Raw genomic sequence first — 18,102 nt, 5'->3', positions numbered from 1 at the left:
GAGGTAACGATGGCTAAAAAGAAAACTAAAAAAACTAAATCGAAAGCTAAAGTTTCAAAAGTTAAGTTTGGAGTAAAAAAACAAACTGCTAGAGAAAAAATGATAGGCCAGTCGATTGGTTATAGATATGACGTTAACCTGTTGCCTGATTATAAAAAAATAACTCCATTCTTAAAAAAATATATTGAGGCAATGGGATGGGATGATTTAAATTGGTTGGAAGATGTACACATGGGTTACGAAGAAGGAAGACCTGCTGTGTTTTGCAGAAATGCAAATGGATGGGTAACAATTCCAAAATCAATTAAACTACCTAACAATCAACAAGACAGAGACATGATTGCAAGAGAGCTTTTAGTTAAGTTTCAAATGTCTCCAAAACATCCTCTTGTTGATTTGAAAAAGGCATACCTAAAATTTTAAATAACAATCAATAGTTGATTTTAATTCTAAAAACCTAGTGACCACACTAGGTTTTTAGTCTCTCTTTATATTTGTAACTAATCTAATAATTTTATAGGGTTTAGAATAACAAATATGGGGAGAGAATATGACTGATCAGTTAGCTGCTCTTACTACCATATTTACAGAGTTCTACTACTGGGTAACAGTGGTGCTGATGTTCTTAATTCACGTTGGATTCTGTATGTATGAAGTTGGAGCTTCTCGATACAAACACCATCAACATACTCTTATGAAAAACACAATGCTGATACCACTGGTGACAGTAACTTGGTTTTTATTTGGTTGGTGGATTTACTGGGCTTTTCCAACAGGACCTGGATTAGCACCTTCAATAATGAATGAGAGTACTGCTCTAATCACAGACGAGTCTGCGTTTAGTGCTACTTGGTATACAGCTACAAGTGAACTTATGGCGATCAATCTAGGAGATCACATTTCTGGTGTCTTCTGGGCTGCATTCCTGCTTTTCTCTTGGACAGCTGCTTCTATCGTTTCAGGAGCAATCATTGAAAGAATTACAACTTTTGCATTTGGTATTCTAGCAATTGCAATCGGATCTGTATTTTGGACAATTGATGCTGCTTGGGGATGGCACTTTGATGGATGGATGTTAAAACTTTTAGGATATCATGATGCATATGCATCAGGAGTAATTCACGCAATTGCAGGTGGATTTGCTTTAGGTGTTCTTGTGGTTTTAGGTCCAAGAATTGGAAAATTCTCATCAAGTGGTGAACCTAGAAACATAGGGCCTAGAAATCCTTGGTTAGTAACAGTTGGATTATTTTTAATTTATACTGGTTTCTGGGGATTTTATGCTGCATGTAACATTCCAATTTTCGACTTAGGTCCAGAATATGGAATGGAAGGTATATCTTATTGGACAGCTACAAACATTTACGTAACTCCTACTACACTTAGTGGTATTACCTTTAACTTCTTGATGTCATTATCAGGAGGATTACTGGCCGGATATTGGATTGCTAAAGGTGATCCTTTCTGGACATACTCTAGTGGACTAGCAGGTGTTATCTGTGCCTCAGCTGGAAATGACTTATATCATCCAATTCAATCAATGATCATTGGTATGATCGGTGTTGTGATTGCATACAAACTACATTACTGGGTTGAACGAAAGTTCAAAATCGATGATGCAGTTGGTGCAGTAGCAGTTCACGGTTATGCGGGAGTTGTTGGTCTAATAATTTGTGGTTTTGTTTTATGGGGTTACCCTTCATCTGGATACAGCGTGGGTGCTATGTGGGATGGAACTACTTATGCAACAATCAATCCTCTTGGACAGTTCATCGGAGCAATAATTATGTTTGTTGTTCTTGGACTAATACCAGGCTATGTCATAGCTAAAGTGCTTCACGGTATGGGTAAATTAAGAATCCCTAGAGAGGTAGAAATAGCTGGACTAGATTATGAAATGATGGAGGCTGCTAAAGAAGATGAAAAAGCAGTTTCATCTGCAACCAGGTAAAGGAGAAATATATGGCTACAGTAACAAACTGGATAGATCACCTTAACAAGCCAGCTGAAGAAGTAGTTGGCGCTGTTTACCCTGGTGCTGGATCTAGTGAAGGTATACTGGTAATCATTGCTATAATTTTATGGATTGGTTGGCACGTGTTAACTGCAAAATCTGAAAGTGATGAACTTTCAAGATTAGCAAAGAAGAGACATGGTGCTAATGATCATAAAAGCAATATTACCGATTGGTAATTAAAATAAAAATTTGGGCGCTGTTTTAATTAATAGCGCCCTTTTTAATCTAAATTTTTTATGACAGATGAAAATGAAGAATTAAGACCCTCAAAAATGAGAGGAGTTGCATTTCCTAAAGCTAAATACGGTGTAATTTTAGCAATAATAATTATCATAGTTGTAAATTTGATTTATTATAAAGAAACTATCTTATCTTTTTTTAAATAATTATGTTAAGCTAGGTAATGGCTAAAGACTTATTTAAAATTGCAAAACAAAAAAAAATTAAATATTTTTTAATTAGCTTTGTCGATCTTTTTGGAGTTTTAAGATCAAAACTTGTTCCAGCTCATGCAATCAAAGAAATGCAAAATGCAGGTGCTGGTTTTGCAGGTTTTGCAGCATGGCTAGATATGACGCCAGCAGACTCTGATATGTTTGGGATCCCTGATCCTGATAGCTTGATTCAATTACCATGGAATAAAGAAGTTGGTTGGTTAGCATCTGATTTATGGATGAACGGTAAACCAGTGGAAGCCTCTCCAAGAGTAATGTTAAAAAATCAAATTAAAAAACTTAAGAAACAAAATTTAACAATGAAGTCGGGTGTTGAATGTGAATATTTTTTAATATCACCTGATGGAGAGACAATTGCTGATCCAAGAGATACTCAATCAAAACCTTGTTATGATCAATCTGCATTGATGAGAAGATATGATTTAATTAAAGAAATTTGTGACTGCATGATTGAAATGGGATGGGGTCCTTATCAAAATGACCATGAGGACGCAAACGGACAGTTTGAAATGAATTGGGATTACTCTGACTGCTTAGAAACTGCAGACAGACATACCTTTTTTAAATACATGGTAAAAACAATTGCTGAAAAACACGGATTAAGAGCAACATTCATGCCTAAACCATTTAATAATTTAACAGGTAATGGGTGTCATGCTCATGTATCAGTTTGGCAAGGTAAGAAAAATAAGTTTCTAGATAAATCTGATAAACTTGGATTGAGTAAAATTGCATATATTTTCTTAGGTGGAGTAATTAAAAACGCATCATCGTTGTCGGCATTTTTTAATCCAACAATTAATAGCTACCGAAGAATTAATGCACCACCTACAAAATCTGGAGCATCATGGTCACCAAGCAGTATTTCTTACACTGGAAACAACCGAACACATATGATTAGAATTCCTGATCCAGGAAGGTTTGAATTAAGATTAATGGATGGATCAGCAAATCCATATTTATTACAAGCTAGTATTTTGGCTGCTGGCTTAGATGGTATCAAAAATAAAATCAATCCTGGCAATCCTTTGTATTGCAATATGTACGAAGACTTTGCAAAATATCCTGACTTACCAAAATTACCAGATGAGTTAGATCAATCACTTTCTCAATTAAAAGATAATAAAAGTATGAATGAAGCTTTTGGATCGGATGTTATTTCAAGTTATATAAAATTAAGAGATACAGAAATTAAAGAATTTAAATCAAAAGAAAGTTTTGATAAATCCAAAGCAGTTACTAAATGGGAAAAAGATAACACATTAGATTGTTAGTTTATGAGTATTTTATCTAACGGTCATCAATGGAAATTGACTGAATTTGCTGATAATAAAAAATATTCATTTGATAGAGATCAAATCTTAAGCTCATTAACCTCAAAAGATCTAGATGATGCTTATAATTCTATCTCAAAGTGGGAAGGATACTCCCCTACACCATTAATTAAATTAAACAAATTAACTAAAGAATTAAATTTAAAAAATATTTTTTATAAAGACGAAAACAAAAGATTTAATTTAAAATCCTTCAAAGCTTTAGGAGGAGCATATGCTGTCGAAAAAGTTACCAAAGGAAATAAAGAAATAATCGTAGCGACTGCTACAGCTGGAAACCATGGTAGATCTGTTGCTTGGGGTGCAAAAAGATTAGGTTTAAAATGCAAAATTTTCATAAGTGAATTTGTAAGTGATGCAAGAGGTAAAGCTATGGAAGCACTTGGTGCAGAAGTTATAAAAGTTAAAGGCAATTACGAAAATTCTTTGATTGAATGCATAAAACAATCTACAGAAAATAATTGGCAAATTGTTCAGGATGTTGCTTGGAAAGATTATATGCTGGTTCCTAAATATACAATGGCTGGTTATTCAGTAATGATGAAAGAAATAGCTGAACAAATTAGTGATGAAAAAATTTCTCATATTATTCTACAAGCTGGAGTCGGTGGTATGGCTGGTGCAATGGTAGCTGGGATAGCGAGATACCTAGATAATATTCCTACGATAATTGTCGTAGAACCAGATAGTGCAGCTTGCGTAATGGAAAGTATTAAAACTGGAAAAATAGAAAAAATTGATATTAAACGAGAAAGTTTAATGGGCGGGATGTCGTGTGGAGAAGTGTCACTTGTGCCATGGGAAATCTTAAAAAACTCAGTTAAACACTGTATAAGTTTACCGGATGATGATATCGCTAAAACTATGAAATTACTTGGAAATGCAAGCTTTAGTGAAGAAAGTATAATTGCAGGTGAAAATGCTGCACCAGGTGTAATTAGTTTAATTGCAAGCTGTGAAGATGAAACAATTAAGACAAAAATTGATCTTAATGAAAATTCTAATGTATTAATTTTTGGTTGTGAGGGTGATACCGATCAAGAAATGTATCAAAAATTAGTAAATCAAAAATAATTATAATGAAAAGCACTGGAATATTTTGGATTAGAGAAGATTTTAGAATTGATAATAATCCAGCTCTTTCCTTTGCAACTAATAATCATGAGAATGTGATTGCGTTATATATTTATAACAATAATGAATTTGACAACAAAAGAGAAGCTCAGAAATGGTGGTTATTTAAATCATTAGAGTCAATAAAAACAGAACTTTCAAAATTTAAAATCAATCTAGAAATTTTAAAAGGTGATGAGTTAGATATTTTTTCAAAGCTTAAAAAAAAAGATAATGTATGTATCTATTGGAATAAAATTTATGAACCAGATGTTATATCTAAAGGAAAAAAAATAAGAGATCTATTCATAAAAAACGAAATAGAATACAAATATTTTAAAGGTAATATTTTAAATGAATTTCAAGAAGTAACTAAAAATGATGGTACACCATTTAAAGTATTTACACCTTTCTGGAGAACTGCTGAACAAATTTATCTAAATCAACCTCCAAGTAAAAATTACACTGTAAAAAAGAAAATTAAAGCCATCAATTTTTTTAAAAATTCTATAGATCTCAAAAATATTTTACCCAATAAAAAATGGTATGAAAAATTTGATAAATATTGGAAAGTTTCAGAAAATGATTCTCAAAAAATTCTAAAAGATTTATTAGAAAATAAAATTAAAGATTATGGGACTAATAGAGATATCCCTTCTGTAAATGGTACTTCTAGGTTATCCCCATATTTAAAATTTGGTCAAATTCATGTGAATACAATTTGGAAAAAGTGTAGTGAGCTAAAATCAAAAGGAATAGGATATAGAAAATATATAAACGAACTTGGTTGGAGAGAATTTTCTCATAGTCTAATTAATTACTTTCCTGAATTCTTGAAAGGCAACTTTCGAAAAGAGTTTGACAAATTCCCGTGGGCTAAAAATGAAAAGTTTTTAAAAGCATGGAAAAAAGGTATGACAGGGTATCCAATAGTTGATGCCGGTATGAGAGAGTTATACGAAACTGGATGGATGCATAATAGAATTCGAATGGTTGTTGGATCCTTTTTAGTAAAGCATTTGAGAATTAATTGGATAGAGGGAGAGAAGCATTTTAGAAACTGCTTACTTGATTTTAATAAAGCTAATAATGTAGCACAATGGCAATGGGTTGCAGGCTGTGGAGCTGATGCTGCGCCATACTTTAGAATTTTTAATCCTATTCTTCAGGGTGAGAAATTTGATAAGGAAGGAATTTATGTAAAAAAATGGGTTCCTGAATTAAATAAAGTTCCTGCAAAATTCATTCACAAACCTTGGGAAATGGAAATCAAATATCAAGAAGCAATTAAAACAATTATAGGTAAAGACTATCCACAACCAATAGTTATTCATGAAAAAGCAAGAGCTGCTGCATTGGATGCATTTCAATCTCTTAAGAAAAAATAACTTATTCTCCCAAAAAATGATGAATTATAGATCTTTTTTGAGACTGTATTCTATGTTCAAATAGATAGAGACCTTGCCAAGTTCCAAGTAATAATTCTTTATTTTTAATACTAAGAGAAATTTGATTATTCGTTAATGCAGATTTTATATGAGCTGGCATATCATCTTTACCCTCAGTTGTATGAACATAAAGCGAATTATCCATTGGTGCTAGCTTATCAAAATATTTAATCAAATCAGTTTGTACATCTGGATCGGCATTCTCCTGTACAATTAAAGACGCACTGGTATGCTGGATGCTCAAATTTAAAATTCCATTCTTAAAATTATTTTCATTTATCCAATTAAGAGTTTGATCTGTAAATTCATATAACTTTTGACCATTTGTGTTTATTTGAAGATTAAAAAATTCTTGTTTCATGAATTCATCACTTTAGATGTTAATTCGTATAATCTACTGATTGTTCTTTCAAATGGTTTTTCTAATAGTTTTGATGATGTAAATTTATCCAAACTTTGATTAGCTGTTACTGCAATTGGAACACTATTATCATAAATTATATCTAATAAAGTTATAAATCTTTGCTGTTGGTTAGAATTAAAATTATCAAATTGTGGTATTTGATCGATTACTATAAAAACACAATTTTTAATAATTTCTAAATAATCTTCTGCACCTAAATTCTGATCACATAATGTTTTAAAATCAAATCTAGCCACTCCTTCATAAAAATTTTCTATTTTAAAATTTCTTCCTTTTACATTAATTATTTTCTCAGTTTTATTTTTATCCTTAGTAATAGTTCTAAAAAATTTATTTATTTTAAAATTAGTCTCTTCATCAAGTGGAAAAAAGTATCTATCTTGAGAATTATTAGATTTTCTATAGTCATCTTCAATTACAAGTTCGTATTGAAAAGATTGATCCTCCATTATTTTTAAAAATGGTTTGAACTGATCTCTTTGAAGACCATCTTTGTAAAGCTCAGAGATTTTAGTATTTGAGGTTACGATTATTTTTATATCTTCTTTGAAGATTTGATCAAATAATTTTCCTAAAATCATAGCATCAACAATGTTGGTTACTTGAAACTCATCAAAGTAAATTATCAATGCTTTTGATTTTAAATTTTTAACAAATTCATTAATAATATTTTCTTGATTACTACCTTTTCTTTCGTGAACAAAATTATGAAAACTCAACATAAACTCATTAAAATGTGACCTTAGTTTCTTATGATCTAATTGATCAAAAAAGAAATCTAAAATCATTGTTTTGCCTACACCAACATCACCATATAAATAAAATCCTTTTTTAAAAGATTGGCTTTGAAAAATTTTTGATATTAATGATTGAAAATTACCCTCGTAGTATTCTTGTAATTTTTTTACTAAATCTATCTGACTAGGATTAATTTCTAAATTTTGTTTTTTACAGTGAGATATAAATTCTTTTTCAAAAGGTAAGGCCATTAACTTCTTTTAGTTTTAAAATCGATACCATATTCTGATCGTGGTCCTTTTCGTAAACCAAATGGTCCTGGAATAAATATTGTCATTGGTTTTGTGCCTGGTTCTAAATCAACTCTATGAAAAGCATTTGCCGATCTAAAACCAATGTATCCAGGCTTTCGCCAAAATCTTCCATTTTTTGTTGTTTCCCAGTACCCTCCTCTTAAAATTATTGTAATGTATGGGCATAAATGGTTATGCACCCCATCACCATGATCATCATCTAACATTTCATGAATCAATATATTAAACGGAAACCATTTAGGTCTATTTCTGAATATCACATAATATCTATTCATCCATGGTTTTGCTTGATCAAATTTTGGGTGTGACGGTCCTCTATCTAGAACTACTTTTTTTCTTCCGATCTTTTCTAAAAATTTCAAGATCATATTTAATTGTATTGTACGATAGAACCGTTTCTAACTACATACAAATTATTATTAAATATAAATGGTTCTGAAACAATATCTCCAGAAACTTTTTCTACGTTTAAAACTTTTCCTTCACTTAAATCAGCAATTATTATTTTTCCATCAGAATTTGTTAAATATAGATTGGTATTACCTATAACAAAACCAACTGGTTCAATTTCTTTTCTTTTTTTGATTTTATAATTATTAAAAAGATCCGTAATTCTAAGTATGTTACCTTTGTTTTTTTCAACTACATACAAATATCCATCATTCGAAACTGTAAAAATCAAATTACCAGTAATTATAGGAGTAATATTAGAATTTAAATCATTTATCCAATTAACTACTCCTGTTTTTACATCCACCGAATAAAATTCATTTTTATTATTTGAAAAAAATATGGATTTTCCATCTGATACTAATTTTGATATTTTAAAGTTATAAGTTTCATTGATGATACTACTGCTTTGAGTTGGCAACTGCCAAGTAATTAATCCAGTTTCAATATCAACTGCTGTGATATCTCCGATTGAGTTACTAAATACTATCATTTCATCAATTACAATTAATGAATATTTTGCATTTGATATAGTAAAAGAATCTTCTGTTTGTAAATTCCAACATTCAGATCCATCTTCAATTTTATAACATCTCAAAGTATTTTTATAATCAACGACAAAAATTTTGTTTTTGTTACTTTTGATATCTGAATTAAATGGATAGGTATTATTTTTTACCCAATTCAATTCACCAGTTTCAAGATTAATCGAATAATATTTAGCAATACTGTCCGTAATGAATATATTGTTTTCTTTAATTGCAAAATTTAACTTTGGTCTTAATTTTTTTTCTGACTTAGAGTAATGATTTTTTTTCCATAACACTTTTTTATTATTATCGTATCTAATAATTGTCCCCTTTTTATCAAAGAAAATTAATCCACCTGATAGGAAAATTGGCTTGTAATTAAGATTATTTATTTCATCTAGCTTTGAGAATTTAAAACTACCAATTTTTTCTAATTGACCCTCATAGCTTTGAGCGCCATAGTTATTGGTATTATCTATTATTTTATTGGATGTTCTTAATCCAGATAAATCAAGTTTAACTTCTTGATTAAATTCAGATACTTTTACTTCTTCCTCTGCAAATATTTTTTTTACATTTTCTTTTTCTGAAAAATCTTTTTCCTTGTCTTTCCAAATTCTTGAATTTTCATTGAAAGAACAATTATTTAAAAGAAAAAATGTAATAAATAATGCTAATAGTCTAATCACTCAAATCTCTGTTTAATCTTTTCTCTGATTCTATTCTTATATCTGGATTTGGATTTTCTAAAGTCGTTATTTGTTGAAAAAACTCTTTTGCTTTTTGTTTTTGATCTTGTGCATAAAAATATTCGGCCATTAAGTATAATGCGTGTGATTTCCATACACTTTCTGAATTAATTAATGGATTTAGCATATTTAGTAAATCAGCTTCATTTGCCTGATCTGCATTAAATAGTGCTTTTTTATAGATAACTAAATTTTTAATTTCTTTATCTAGTGATGTTTCATCGATTATGACATCAAATAATTTATTAACCTCGCTTTGATCAGAAAGGAGATTGTTATCAATTATAAAATAAAGAGAGAGTGGAGAATAAGTTGGATCTTTTTGATTAATTATCTCCAATAATTTATTTAAAGTTGTCTCTTTATCACTTTCAGAATGATCAATAGTAATTGCATTAAAATTATCAGATATCTGTCTTTTTTTATCGGTTGTATATTTATCATAACTGTAAACACCAATTACAACCAAAACTAAAACAATAACTGAAGAAATTAGAACCTTTTTGTTATTAACAAAAAAATTCTTAATTTTTTCGTTTCTAGTATTTGCATTTATTATTGATAAATCTTCATCCATATCAAATCATGTTCCTTAGCACATATTGGAGAATTCCTCCATTTTTATAATACTCCAGCTCATTTTTAGTATCTATTCTAGATAAAGTCTTCACTTTTTTAATTTCTCCAGAGATATATTTGATCTCTATAACAACTTCATCAGAAGGATTTATGCCTTTTTCAATATCAACTACACTTATTAGTTCTGAACCAACTAAATTTAAGGTTTTTCTATTTTCTCCATCTTTAAATTGCAGTGGTAAAATTCCCATTCCAATTAAATTTGATCTATGAATTCTTTCAAAGCTTTCAGCAATAACAGCTTTTACTCCTAAAAGTTTAGTACCTTTAGCAGCCCAATCTCTCGAAGAGCCAGTTCCATATTCTTTACCACCTATTACTACTAAATCAGTTCCTCTTTTTTTATACTCAACAACTGCATCATAAACGGGCATTACTTTTTCTTCAGGATATAATTTTGTAAATCCACCTTCAGTTCCTGGTGCCATTTCATTTCTAATTCTAATATTAGCAAAAGTTCCTCTCATCATAACTTCATGATTTCCTCTTCTTGAGCCATAAGAATTATAATCTTTAGGTAAAATTTGATGTTCCATAAAATATTCTCCAGTCGGACTATCTTTTTGTATGCTTCCAGCTGGTGAAATGTGATCTGTTGTTATCATATCACCCAATATTAATAACGGTCTTGCATCTTTAATTTCTTTAAATCCTTCTGGCTCATCAGACAAACCTTCAAAAAATGGAGGTTTTTTTACATAAGTTGAACCTTCATCCCATTGGTAAATACTGCTTTTTTCAGTTTTAATTTGTTGCCATTGAGTAGGACCATCAGAAACATTTGAGTATCTTTGAATAAACATATCAGCATTCAAAGATTGTTTTAAAGTATCTTCTATTTCTTGATTTGATGGCCAAATATCTTTTAAAAATATATCTTTCCCATCTTTACTTTTTCCAAGAGGATCTTTGTATAAATCAAACTCCATATGTCCTGCTATTGCGTAAGCAACCACCAATGGTGGAGAAGCTAAATAGTTTGCTTTAATATGTGGGGAAATTCTGCCTTCAAAATTTCTATTTCCTGATAGTACAGAAACGGCGTGAATATTTTCTTTTTGAATCGCTTCTACTATATTTTCAGGTAATGGTCCTGAGTTTCCAATACAAGTAGTGCATCCGTATCCAACTAAATTAAAACCTAATTGATCTAAATAAGTATTTAAACCAGCTTTTTCTAAATAGTCAGTCACTACTTGAGATCCAGGTGCTAATGATGTTTTAACCCAAGGCTTAACTTCTAATCCATGCTCAACAGCTTTTTTAGCAAGCAAACCTGCTCCAATTAAAACATTTGGATTTGAAGTATTGGTACATGAAGTTATAGCAGCAATTAAAATTGAACCATCTTGAATTTCATAATCAGTATTTGAAACTTTTGATATTGATTTTTTATCTTTATTAGTTGCTTCAGATAAAACTTTTTTAAATGAAGTTGGTGCATCGGTTAACAAAACTTTATCTTGAGGTCTTTTTGGCCCAGAAATAGTTGGTACAACCGTAGACATGTCTAATGAAATTACATCAGTAAATTCTAAATCATTACTTGCCCACAAACCTTGTTCTTTTGCATATTTTTCAACTACTTCAACAGTGTGCTGATCTCTTCCTGAAAATTTTAGATATTTTAAGGTTTCATCATCTATTGGAAAAAAACCACAAGTAGCACCGTATTCTGGAGCCATATTTGCAATAGTTGCTCTATCTGCAAGAGTTAGATTTTTTAATCCATCTCCATAAAATTCTACAAATTTTCCAACAACGCCTTTATCTCTTAACATTTTAACCACTGTTAAAACAAGATCTGTTGCCGTCGTACCTTCGGGCATTTTATTTTTAACTTCAAAACCAATCACTTCAGGTATCAACATAGATATAGGTTGGCCTAACATTCCTGCTTCTGCTTCAATACCTCCTACTCCCCAGCCTAAAACAGAAAGTCCATTAACCATCGTTGTATGGCTGTCTGTGCCAACAAGTGTATCTGGAAATATATATTTCTCACCTTTAAATTCTTCAGACCAAACTACTTTAGATAAGTATTCTAAATTTACTTGATGACAAATTCCTGTTCCTGGAGGGACAATTCTAAAATTATCAAAAGCTTGTTGTCCCCATTTTAAAAATGAATATCTCTCACCATTTCTATTGAATTCTATATCTACGTTTTTTTCAAATGAATCTGCTTTTGCAGATTGATCAACTTGAACAGAATGATCAATTACAAGATCAACTGCTGATAATGGATTGATTGTATTGGGATCTTTATTTTTTTCTTTAACAGCCTCTCTCATTGCAGCTAAATCTGCAACAGCAGGAATTCCTGTATAATCTTGAAGCAAAACTCTTGCAGGTCTATATGCAATTTCAGTTTTTGATTTTTTTGTTTCCAGCCAATTTTTAATTGCTTCTATTTGAGATTTTGTAACACTCAAATCATCTTCGTATCTTAATAAATTTTCTAATAAAACTTTTAGAGATTTTGGAAGTTTATTAATTCCATCTAGCCCATTTTTTTCTGCTTCGCTTAATGAATAATAATTATACTCTTTGTTGTTGATTTTAATTTTTTTAAGAGAATTATAAGAATTTTTGTTTCCTGGTGTCATATTTTATAAATAAAAAGTTATTATGCTTGTTAAAAGAAGCAGTGACATAGCATAATTAAAATAATTAATAAATTTCTGATTTGTCGCAAATTTCCTAAAGAATTTACCCAAAAATGTCCAAAGAGTTATACTTGTTACCGAGACTAGTAAAGCCATAACAAGAATTTGAGTCGTGTAACTTACAAATGTTTCTCCTGGGTTTATGTAAGTAGATACAAGAATTATAGATGCAATTACACCTTTTGGATTTAGAAATTGAAAGATAAAAGTTTCATGAAATTTAATCGGATTTTTATTTTTATTTTCTTGATTTGATGGACCTGAAAAAGAAATTTTATAAGCTAAATAAATCAAAAATAGCGTTCCTAAATATTTTAATATTTCTTGAATTAAAGGATAAAGCTTAAATATATTTATCAAACCTAAAGCTAGGCATAATAATAAAAATGGAAAACCTAGGGTAACCCCGATTATATGTGGAAGTGTTCTAACTATACCAAAGTTAAAACCAGAATAAAAAGCTACAAAGTTATTAGGACCAGGTGTAAATGCAGCAACAATTCCAAATAAAGTTATCGAAAGAATTTCAGGATGCATTGCTAAGCAATTGGTAAACCATTCTCAGCTTTTTGTGACGGGTGTACTAAAGTAACTTTCCCTTCAGCATCTATTGCTCCTAAAACTAATACTTGTGAAACTACACCAGCAATATTTTTCTCAGGAAAATTACAAACTGCAATGACTTGCTTTCCTTTTAAATTCTCCTCATTATAATAATGAGTAATTTGAGCTGATGATTGTTTGACGCCAATTTCACTCCCAAAATCTACTTCAACTACTAAAGATGGCTTTCTAGCCTTTTCATTTTTTTTAACTGAAATAACAGTGCCAACTCTAATATCTACTTTGTCAAAAGTGTCATAGGTAATTTGCTCTTTAATCATAATATAATATAGTGTTTTAAGTATATGAGTATAGATAACAATTTATATGAAAAATCAATCAAGATTTTAACTGACTTAATTGCATTTAAAACTATCTCAGGCCAAGATAATAGTAATTTGATTGATTATTGTGAAAACATTTTAAATAACATCGGAATAGATACTTTCAAAGTTTACGATGACGATAAAAAAAGAGTTAATCTATTTGGAACTTTAAAAGCAAAAAATCAAAGCACAAAAAAACCAATCATTTTATCAGGACACACTGATGTGGTTCCAGTTTCTAAAGGTTGGAGCACCGATCCATTTGTTGCAACAATTAAAAACGATAAGCTTTATGGAAGAGGATCATGTGATATGAAAGGATTTATTGCTTGTACACTCGCTTATGCACCAATATTTAAAGAAAGTAATTTAGATAGAGATTTACATTTCTGTTACACTTTTGATGAAGAGACTGCGTGTATTGGTGCTCCTCTGTTGATAGAGGAATTGAAAAAAAGAGATATCAAAAATGGAATTTGTATAATTGGAGAACCAACTACAATGAAAATAATAGATGCTCACAAAGGTATGAATGAATACACAGTTCACTTTGGAGGACTAGCAGGACATAGTTCAAAGCCACATTTAGGAGTAAATGCTGCAGAATATGCTACTAGGTATGTTGGAAAACTTTTAGAAATAAGAGAACAGTTAAAAAAACGAGTTAAAGAAAATAGTATCTTTGATCCTCCACATTCAACCTTATCAATTGGGGGCATTAAAGGTGGTATTGCTCATAATGTTATTGCAGACAAATGTAGTGTTGAATGGGAAACAAGGCCAGTTGTAAAAGAGGATGGAGAATTTGTAACAAATGAAATTGATAAATATGCAAATGAAGTACTGCTCCCGGAAATGAAAAAGGTATTTCCTGATTCTTACATAAAAAAAGAAACGATTGGTGAAGTGGTTGGGTTTAATAGATTAGATGAATCTGAAGCATGTGAATTTGTATCAAATATAACTGGTGATAATTCAAGGGAAGTGGTTTCTTTTGGAACAGAGGCCGGTTTATTTCAAGAACTAGGAATTAGTACAGTTGTTTGTGGACCTGGATCCATAGAACAAGCTCACAAAATTGATGAGTTTATAGAATTAAACGAAATGAAAAAATGCCTTAAATTTTTAGAAGGTGTAAAAGATAAATCGGTAAATTAACTCCAACCACCTACAGCTTTTACTTCTAAAAACTCTTCTAAGCCGTGTTCACCAGCTTCTCTACCAATACCAGAATGTTTGAAACCTCCAAATGGTGCATCAACAGCAATACCAGCTCCATTAACATCTACCATTCCAGATCTTAATTTTCTAGCAACTCTTTGAACTTTTTCAGAGTCTTGGGTTTGAATATAGTTTGTTAATCCATATGAAGTATCATTTGCAATTTTAATTGCTTCTTCCTCTGTTTCAAATGGGATAACAGATAAAACAGGTCCAAAAATTTCAGTTCTTGCAACATCCATATCGTTATTTACGTCTGCAAAAACAGTTGGTTTAACAAAGTAACCTTTATCTAATCCATCAGGTTTGCCTGTTCCTCCAGCAACTAATTTTGCTCCTTCATCAATACCTTTTTGGATTAAAGTTTGAATTTTATTATATTGAGTTTCTGAAATAACTGGACCTATGTGCTCCCCTTCTTTTTTAGGATCACCAACTTCAAAGTTTTCAGTATATTTTTTTAATCTCTCAATAGCTTCATCATACATTGATTTTTCAACCAACATTCTTGTTGGGGCATTACAAGATTGTCCAGAATTTCTAAAGCATCTTAAAGCGCCTCTTTCAATTGCTTCTGGATCAGCATCTTTAAAAATTATATTTGCCCCTTTACCACCAAGCTCTAAGCTTACTCTTTTAAAATCTTTAGCAGCATTTTGAGAAATCAAAGCTCCAGCTCTTGTTGAACCTGTAAAAGAAATCATATTAATATCTGGATGGCTTGTAAGGGCATCGCCTGTTGTTGCTCCATCACCATTAACCAAATTAAACACACCTTTTGGAAATTTTACTTCATCAATAATTTCAGCAAGTATCATTGAGGAAAGTGGTGCCAATTCTGATGGTTTTAAAACCATAGTGCAACCTGCAGCAATTGCTGGCATTACTTTTAAACAAACTTGGTTCATTGGCCAGTTCCATGGTGTTATTAATGCACAAACACCTTTCGGTTCATAAATTAATCTTTGATTTGGAGCGTGTTCACCTAATGGTTTTTCAAATTCGAAATTTTTTAAATATCTGATGAATGATTTAATATGACTTGCTCCTGTTCCTGCCTGTAATTTTGTAGCAAAATCTTTTGGAGCACCCATTTCAAGAGTTATAGCTTCTGCAATATCTGCCCATCTTTTTTTATAATTTTCATAGAGTTTTTCTAATAATGTGATCCTTTCTTCTTTAGAAGAAAAAGCCCAAGACTCGTATGCATCTTTTGCTGCACTAACTGCTAAATCAACATCTACTTTATTTCCTAAAGTAATTACAGCACAGTTTTCTTCTGTTGCTGGATCGATTACTTTAATTTCTTCAGCACTATTTGGTTTAACCCATGCTCCATTAATATAAAAATTTTTTTTGTCTAACATGATTTAAAATTATCCTTTCCTTATGATTTTGCAAATAAATTTGTTAATTCGTAAACTATTGTTGCAGCTGCAAGAGACGTAACTTCAGCATGATCATATGCTGGTGAAACCTCTACAACATCAGCTGAAACTAAATTTAATCCAGACAACCCCCTCAATACATTTACCATTTCTCGTGTAGTCATTCCCGCAATTTCTGGTGTACCTGTACCAGGTGCAAAAGCTGGATCCAATACATCAATATCTATAGATAGATAAAGTGGATTATCTCCTACTCTTTTTCTAATCCTTTCTGCAATTTTATCTGTTCCTTCAGTTTGAAATTCATCACAGTGAATTATTTTAAAACCAAAACTTTCATCATTTTTAATATCATCTCTACTATAAAGAGGTCCCCTTATGCCAACATGCATTGAAGCATCATCTAAAAATAAACCTTCTTCTCTTGCTCTTCTAAAAGGAGTTCCATGTGTATATGGAGCACCAAAATAAGTATCCCAAGTATCTAAATGAGCATCAAAATGAACTAGAGAAACTGGTCCTTTATTTTTTTTATTAATTGCTCTTAACAATGGCACTGCAATTGTATGATCGCCACCCAAACTAATTATTCCACCTACTTTGTTTAATAGATCAGTTGCTCCCTCTTCTATTTGTTTAATAGCTTCATCAATGCTAAATGGATTACACGAAATATCTCCTGCATCTGCAACTTGTTGAATTTTAAAAGGTTCCACATCATAACTTGGATGATAATTTGTTCTTAAATGTCTAGATGCTTGTCTTATACTCTGAGGACCAAATCTAGCTCCTGGTCTATAACTGGTTCCAGCATCAAACGGAACACCAACAATCGCTACATCACAGCTCTCGACATCTCTTAATTCTGGTAATCTTGCAAAAGTACTTGGACCAGCATATCGAGGTACTTTTGTTCCACTTACTGGTTGAATAGGATTTTTGTTTCTTTCTTTTGTCATTTTTTAATAATCTAAGATAATATTATCTAATCTAATTCGTCTATAATAAATTAATGAAAATTATTATTTTATTCATCTTAATATTTCAGTTTTCACAGGTAAATGCTGATGAAATATACAATCTAATCAAAATTCCGAACTTACAAATCTATAAACTAAAAAATGAGAACAATATCCGTTATTTAAATGCAAAAGGAGATTTTAAAATAGGAGTAGATGACAACATTACTTGCAATAAGACAAATCAAGAAAATCTTAATACAAAATTTCCAACGATTGAGAGAAATATTAAAAGATACAATTCTAAATTTCTTAAAAAAATAAATTTAAAATATGTTGTATTTTGTGAAGGTTTATTTATTTCGAACATCAATACTGGCGGAATACCAGATAATAAAAATAGAACTTTAATATTAGACATAAACTTTAACGAAAAATATTTTGAAAGAATGATTCATCATGAAATTTTTCACATGATTCAAAATAGTTATGAGAATGATTTTAATGATAAAAAATTTTCTTTATTTAATAATTCTGATTTTAAATACGCTGAATGCTCCACTTGCTCAGATAGATTAAATTTAGATTTATATAAAAATACCAATGGTTTTTTAACAGAATACTCTAAATCAATTCCATCAGAAGATATGGCTGAAATCTTTTCTTTTTTAATGGTTAATAAAGATTTGATTGAAGAAAAAATAAAAAACGACTCTATATCTGAC

The 18,102-nt window shown here is 30.7% G+C and carries 19 protein-coding genes; 9 read left to right on the top strand and 10 right to left on the bottom strand.

Annotated elements, in window-relative coordinates:
• Positions 1-9 precede the first annotated feature (9 nt).
• The 7 genes from ACTTA5_RS02045 to ACTTA5_RS02015 all read left to right on the top strand — a co-directional run bounded on the left by ACTTA5_RS02045 (position 10) and on the right by ACTTA5_RS02015 (position 6,307).
• Positions 10-423 (top strand): hypothetical protein, encoded by a 414-nt coding sequence (locus tag ACTTA5_RS02045; RefSeq protein ID WP_075506197.1) that lies wholly within the window; start codon positions 10-12, stop codon positions 421-423.
• Positions 424-550: 127 nt separating this feature from the next.
• A complete protein-coding gene (locus ACTTA5_RS02040) occupies positions 551-1,951 on the top strand; it encodes an ammonium transporter (protein ID WP_440647513.1) in 1,401 nt (466 codons plus the stop codon).
• An 11-nt stretch (positions 1,952-1,962) separates the two neighbouring features.
• Positions 1,963-2,193, top strand: coding sequence for a hypothetical protein (locus tag ACTTA5_RS02035; protein WP_440614087.1), 231 nt, complete (start codon positions 1,963-1,965; stop codon positions 2,191-2,193).
• A 60-nt stretch (positions 2,194-2,253) separates the two neighbouring features.
• Entirely contained in the window at positions 2,254-2,403 is a 150-nt protein-coding gene (locus ACTTA5_RS02030; protein WP_262590388.1) for a hypothetical protein, read from the top strand.
• A gap of 17 nt (positions 2,404-2,420) precedes the next feature.
• A complete protein-coding gene (glnT, locus tag ACTTA5_RS02025) occupies positions 2,421-3,746 on the top strand; it encodes a type III glutamate--ammonia ligase (RefSeq protein ID WP_440647511.1) in 1,326 nt (441 codons plus the stop codon).
• 3 nt (positions 3,747-3,749) lie between these two features.
• Positions 3,750-4,880, top strand: coding sequence for a diaminopropionate ammonia-lyase (locus ACTTA5_RS02020; protein ID WP_440647509.1), 1,131 nt, complete (start codon positions 3,750-3,752; stop codon positions 4,878-4,880).
• Between the two features lie 5 nt (positions 4,881-4,885).
• Positions 4,886-6,307 carry a cryptochrome/photolyase family protein gene (locus ACTTA5_RS02015; RefSeq protein ID WP_440647507.1) on the top strand — a complete coding sequence of 474 codons (1,422 nt, stop codon included), beginning with the start codon at positions 4,886-4,888 and terminating at the stop codon, positions 6,305-6,307.
• A gap of 1 nt (position 6,308) precedes the next feature.
• On the opposite strand, the gene ACTTA5_RS02010 is transcribed toward ACTTA5_RS02015, so the two are convergent.
• From ACTTA5_RS02010 to ACTTA5_RS01975, 8 genes are read right to left on the bottom strand one after another with little or no spacing between them, the layout of a single operon-like run.
• Positions 6,309-6,728, bottom strand: coding sequence for a secondary thiamine-phosphate synthase enzyme YjbQ (locus tag ACTTA5_RS02010; RefSeq protein WP_440647505.1), 420 nt, complete (start codon positions 6,726-6,728; stop codon positions 6,309-6,311).
• On the bottom strand, positions 6,725-7,780 hold the full coding sequence (gene zapE, locus ACTTA5_RS02005; RefSeq protein WP_440647503.1) for a cell division protein ZapE: 1,056 nt from the start codon (positions 7,778-7,780) through the stop codon (positions 6,725-6,727). The genes ACTTA5_RS02010 and zapE overlap by 4 nt, the downstream gene beginning before the upstream one ends.
• Positions 7,780-8,211, bottom strand: a complete 432-nt coding sequence (locus ACTTA5_RS02000) for a hypothetical protein (RefSeq protein WP_262590382.1) — start codon at positions 8,209-8,211, stop codon at positions 7,780-7,782. The genes zapE and ACTTA5_RS02000 overlap by 1 nt, the downstream gene beginning before the upstream one ends.
• Before the next feature lie 2 nt (positions 8,212-8,213).
• The gene (locus tag ACTTA5_RS01995; RefSeq protein ID WP_440647501.1) at positions 8,214-9,512 is read right to left on the bottom strand and encodes an outer membrane protein assembly factor BamB family protein; all 1,299 of its coding nucleotides are present in this window, start codon (positions 9,510-9,512) and stop codon (positions 8,214-8,216) included.
• On the bottom strand, positions 9,505-10,149 hold the full coding sequence (locus tag ACTTA5_RS01990) for a tetratricopeptide repeat protein (protein WP_440647499.1): 645 nt from the start codon (positions 10,147-10,149) through the stop codon (positions 9,505-9,507). Before ACTTA5_RS01990 ends, ACTTA5_RS01995 begins: the two co-directional genes overlap by 8 nt.
• A gap of 1 nt (position 10,150) precedes the next feature.
• On the bottom strand, positions 10,151-12,820 hold the full coding sequence (gene acnA / locus ACTTA5_RS01985; RefSeq protein WP_440647497.1) for an aconitate hydratase AcnA: 2,670 nt from the start codon (positions 12,818-12,820) through the stop codon (positions 10,151-10,153).
• 3 nt (positions 12,821-12,823) lie between these two features.
• A complete protein-coding gene (locus ACTTA5_RS01980) occupies positions 12,824-13,417 on the bottom strand; it encodes a LysE family translocator (protein ID WP_440614078.1) in 594 nt (197 codons plus the stop codon).
• A gap of 2 nt (positions 13,418-13,419) precedes the next feature.
• Complete coding sequence (locus ACTTA5_RS01975) at positions 13,420-13,761, bottom strand: tRNA-binding protein (protein WP_440619473.1); 342 nt, start codon at positions 13,759-13,761, stop codon at positions 13,420-13,422.
• Positions 13,762-13,788: 27 nt separating this feature from the next.
• On the opposite strand from ACTTA5_RS01975, the gene argE reads away from it, so the two are divergent.
• Positions 13,789-14,967, top strand: coding sequence for an acetylornithine deacetylase (gene argE / locus ACTTA5_RS01970; RefSeq protein WP_440647495.1), 1,179 nt, complete (start codon positions 13,789-13,791; stop codon positions 14,965-14,967).
• Here the strand turns inward: argE and ACTTA5_RS01965 are convergent.
• Both ACTTA5_RS01965 and speB read right to left on the bottom strand, forming a co-directional pair.
• Positions 14,964-16,397 (bottom strand): aldehyde dehydrogenase family protein, encoded by a 1,434-nt coding sequence (locus tag ACTTA5_RS01965; RefSeq protein ID WP_440647493.1) that lies wholly within the window; start codon positions 16,395-16,397, stop codon positions 14,964-14,966. The genes argE and ACTTA5_RS01965 overlap by 4 nt on opposite strands.
• Before the next feature lie 20 nt (positions 16,398-16,417).
• Positions 16,418-17,377 carry an agmatinase gene (speB, locus tag ACTTA5_RS01960; RefSeq protein WP_440614075.1) on the bottom strand — a complete coding sequence of 320 codons (960 nt, stop codon included), beginning with the start codon at positions 17,375-17,377 and terminating at the stop codon, positions 16,418-16,420.
• Positions 17,378-17,430: 53 nt separating this feature from the next.
• Between speB and ACTTA5_RS01955 the strand changes: the two genes are divergently transcribed.
• Positions 17,431-18,102: putative zinc-binding metallopeptidase (locus tag ACTTA5_RS01955; protein ID WP_440647491.1), on the top strand; the 672-nt coding region annotated here is incomplete at its 3' end.

It is taken from the genome of Candidatus Pelagibacter sp. HIMB1521, assembly GCF_052047875.1.
Taxonomy (GTDB): domain Bacteria; phylum Pseudomonadota; class Alphaproteobacteria; order Pelagibacterales; family Pelagibacteraceae; genus Pelagibacter.
Note: the sequence above shows the minus strand (reverse complement) of the source record. Positions and strands in the feature narration are given on the sequence as shown.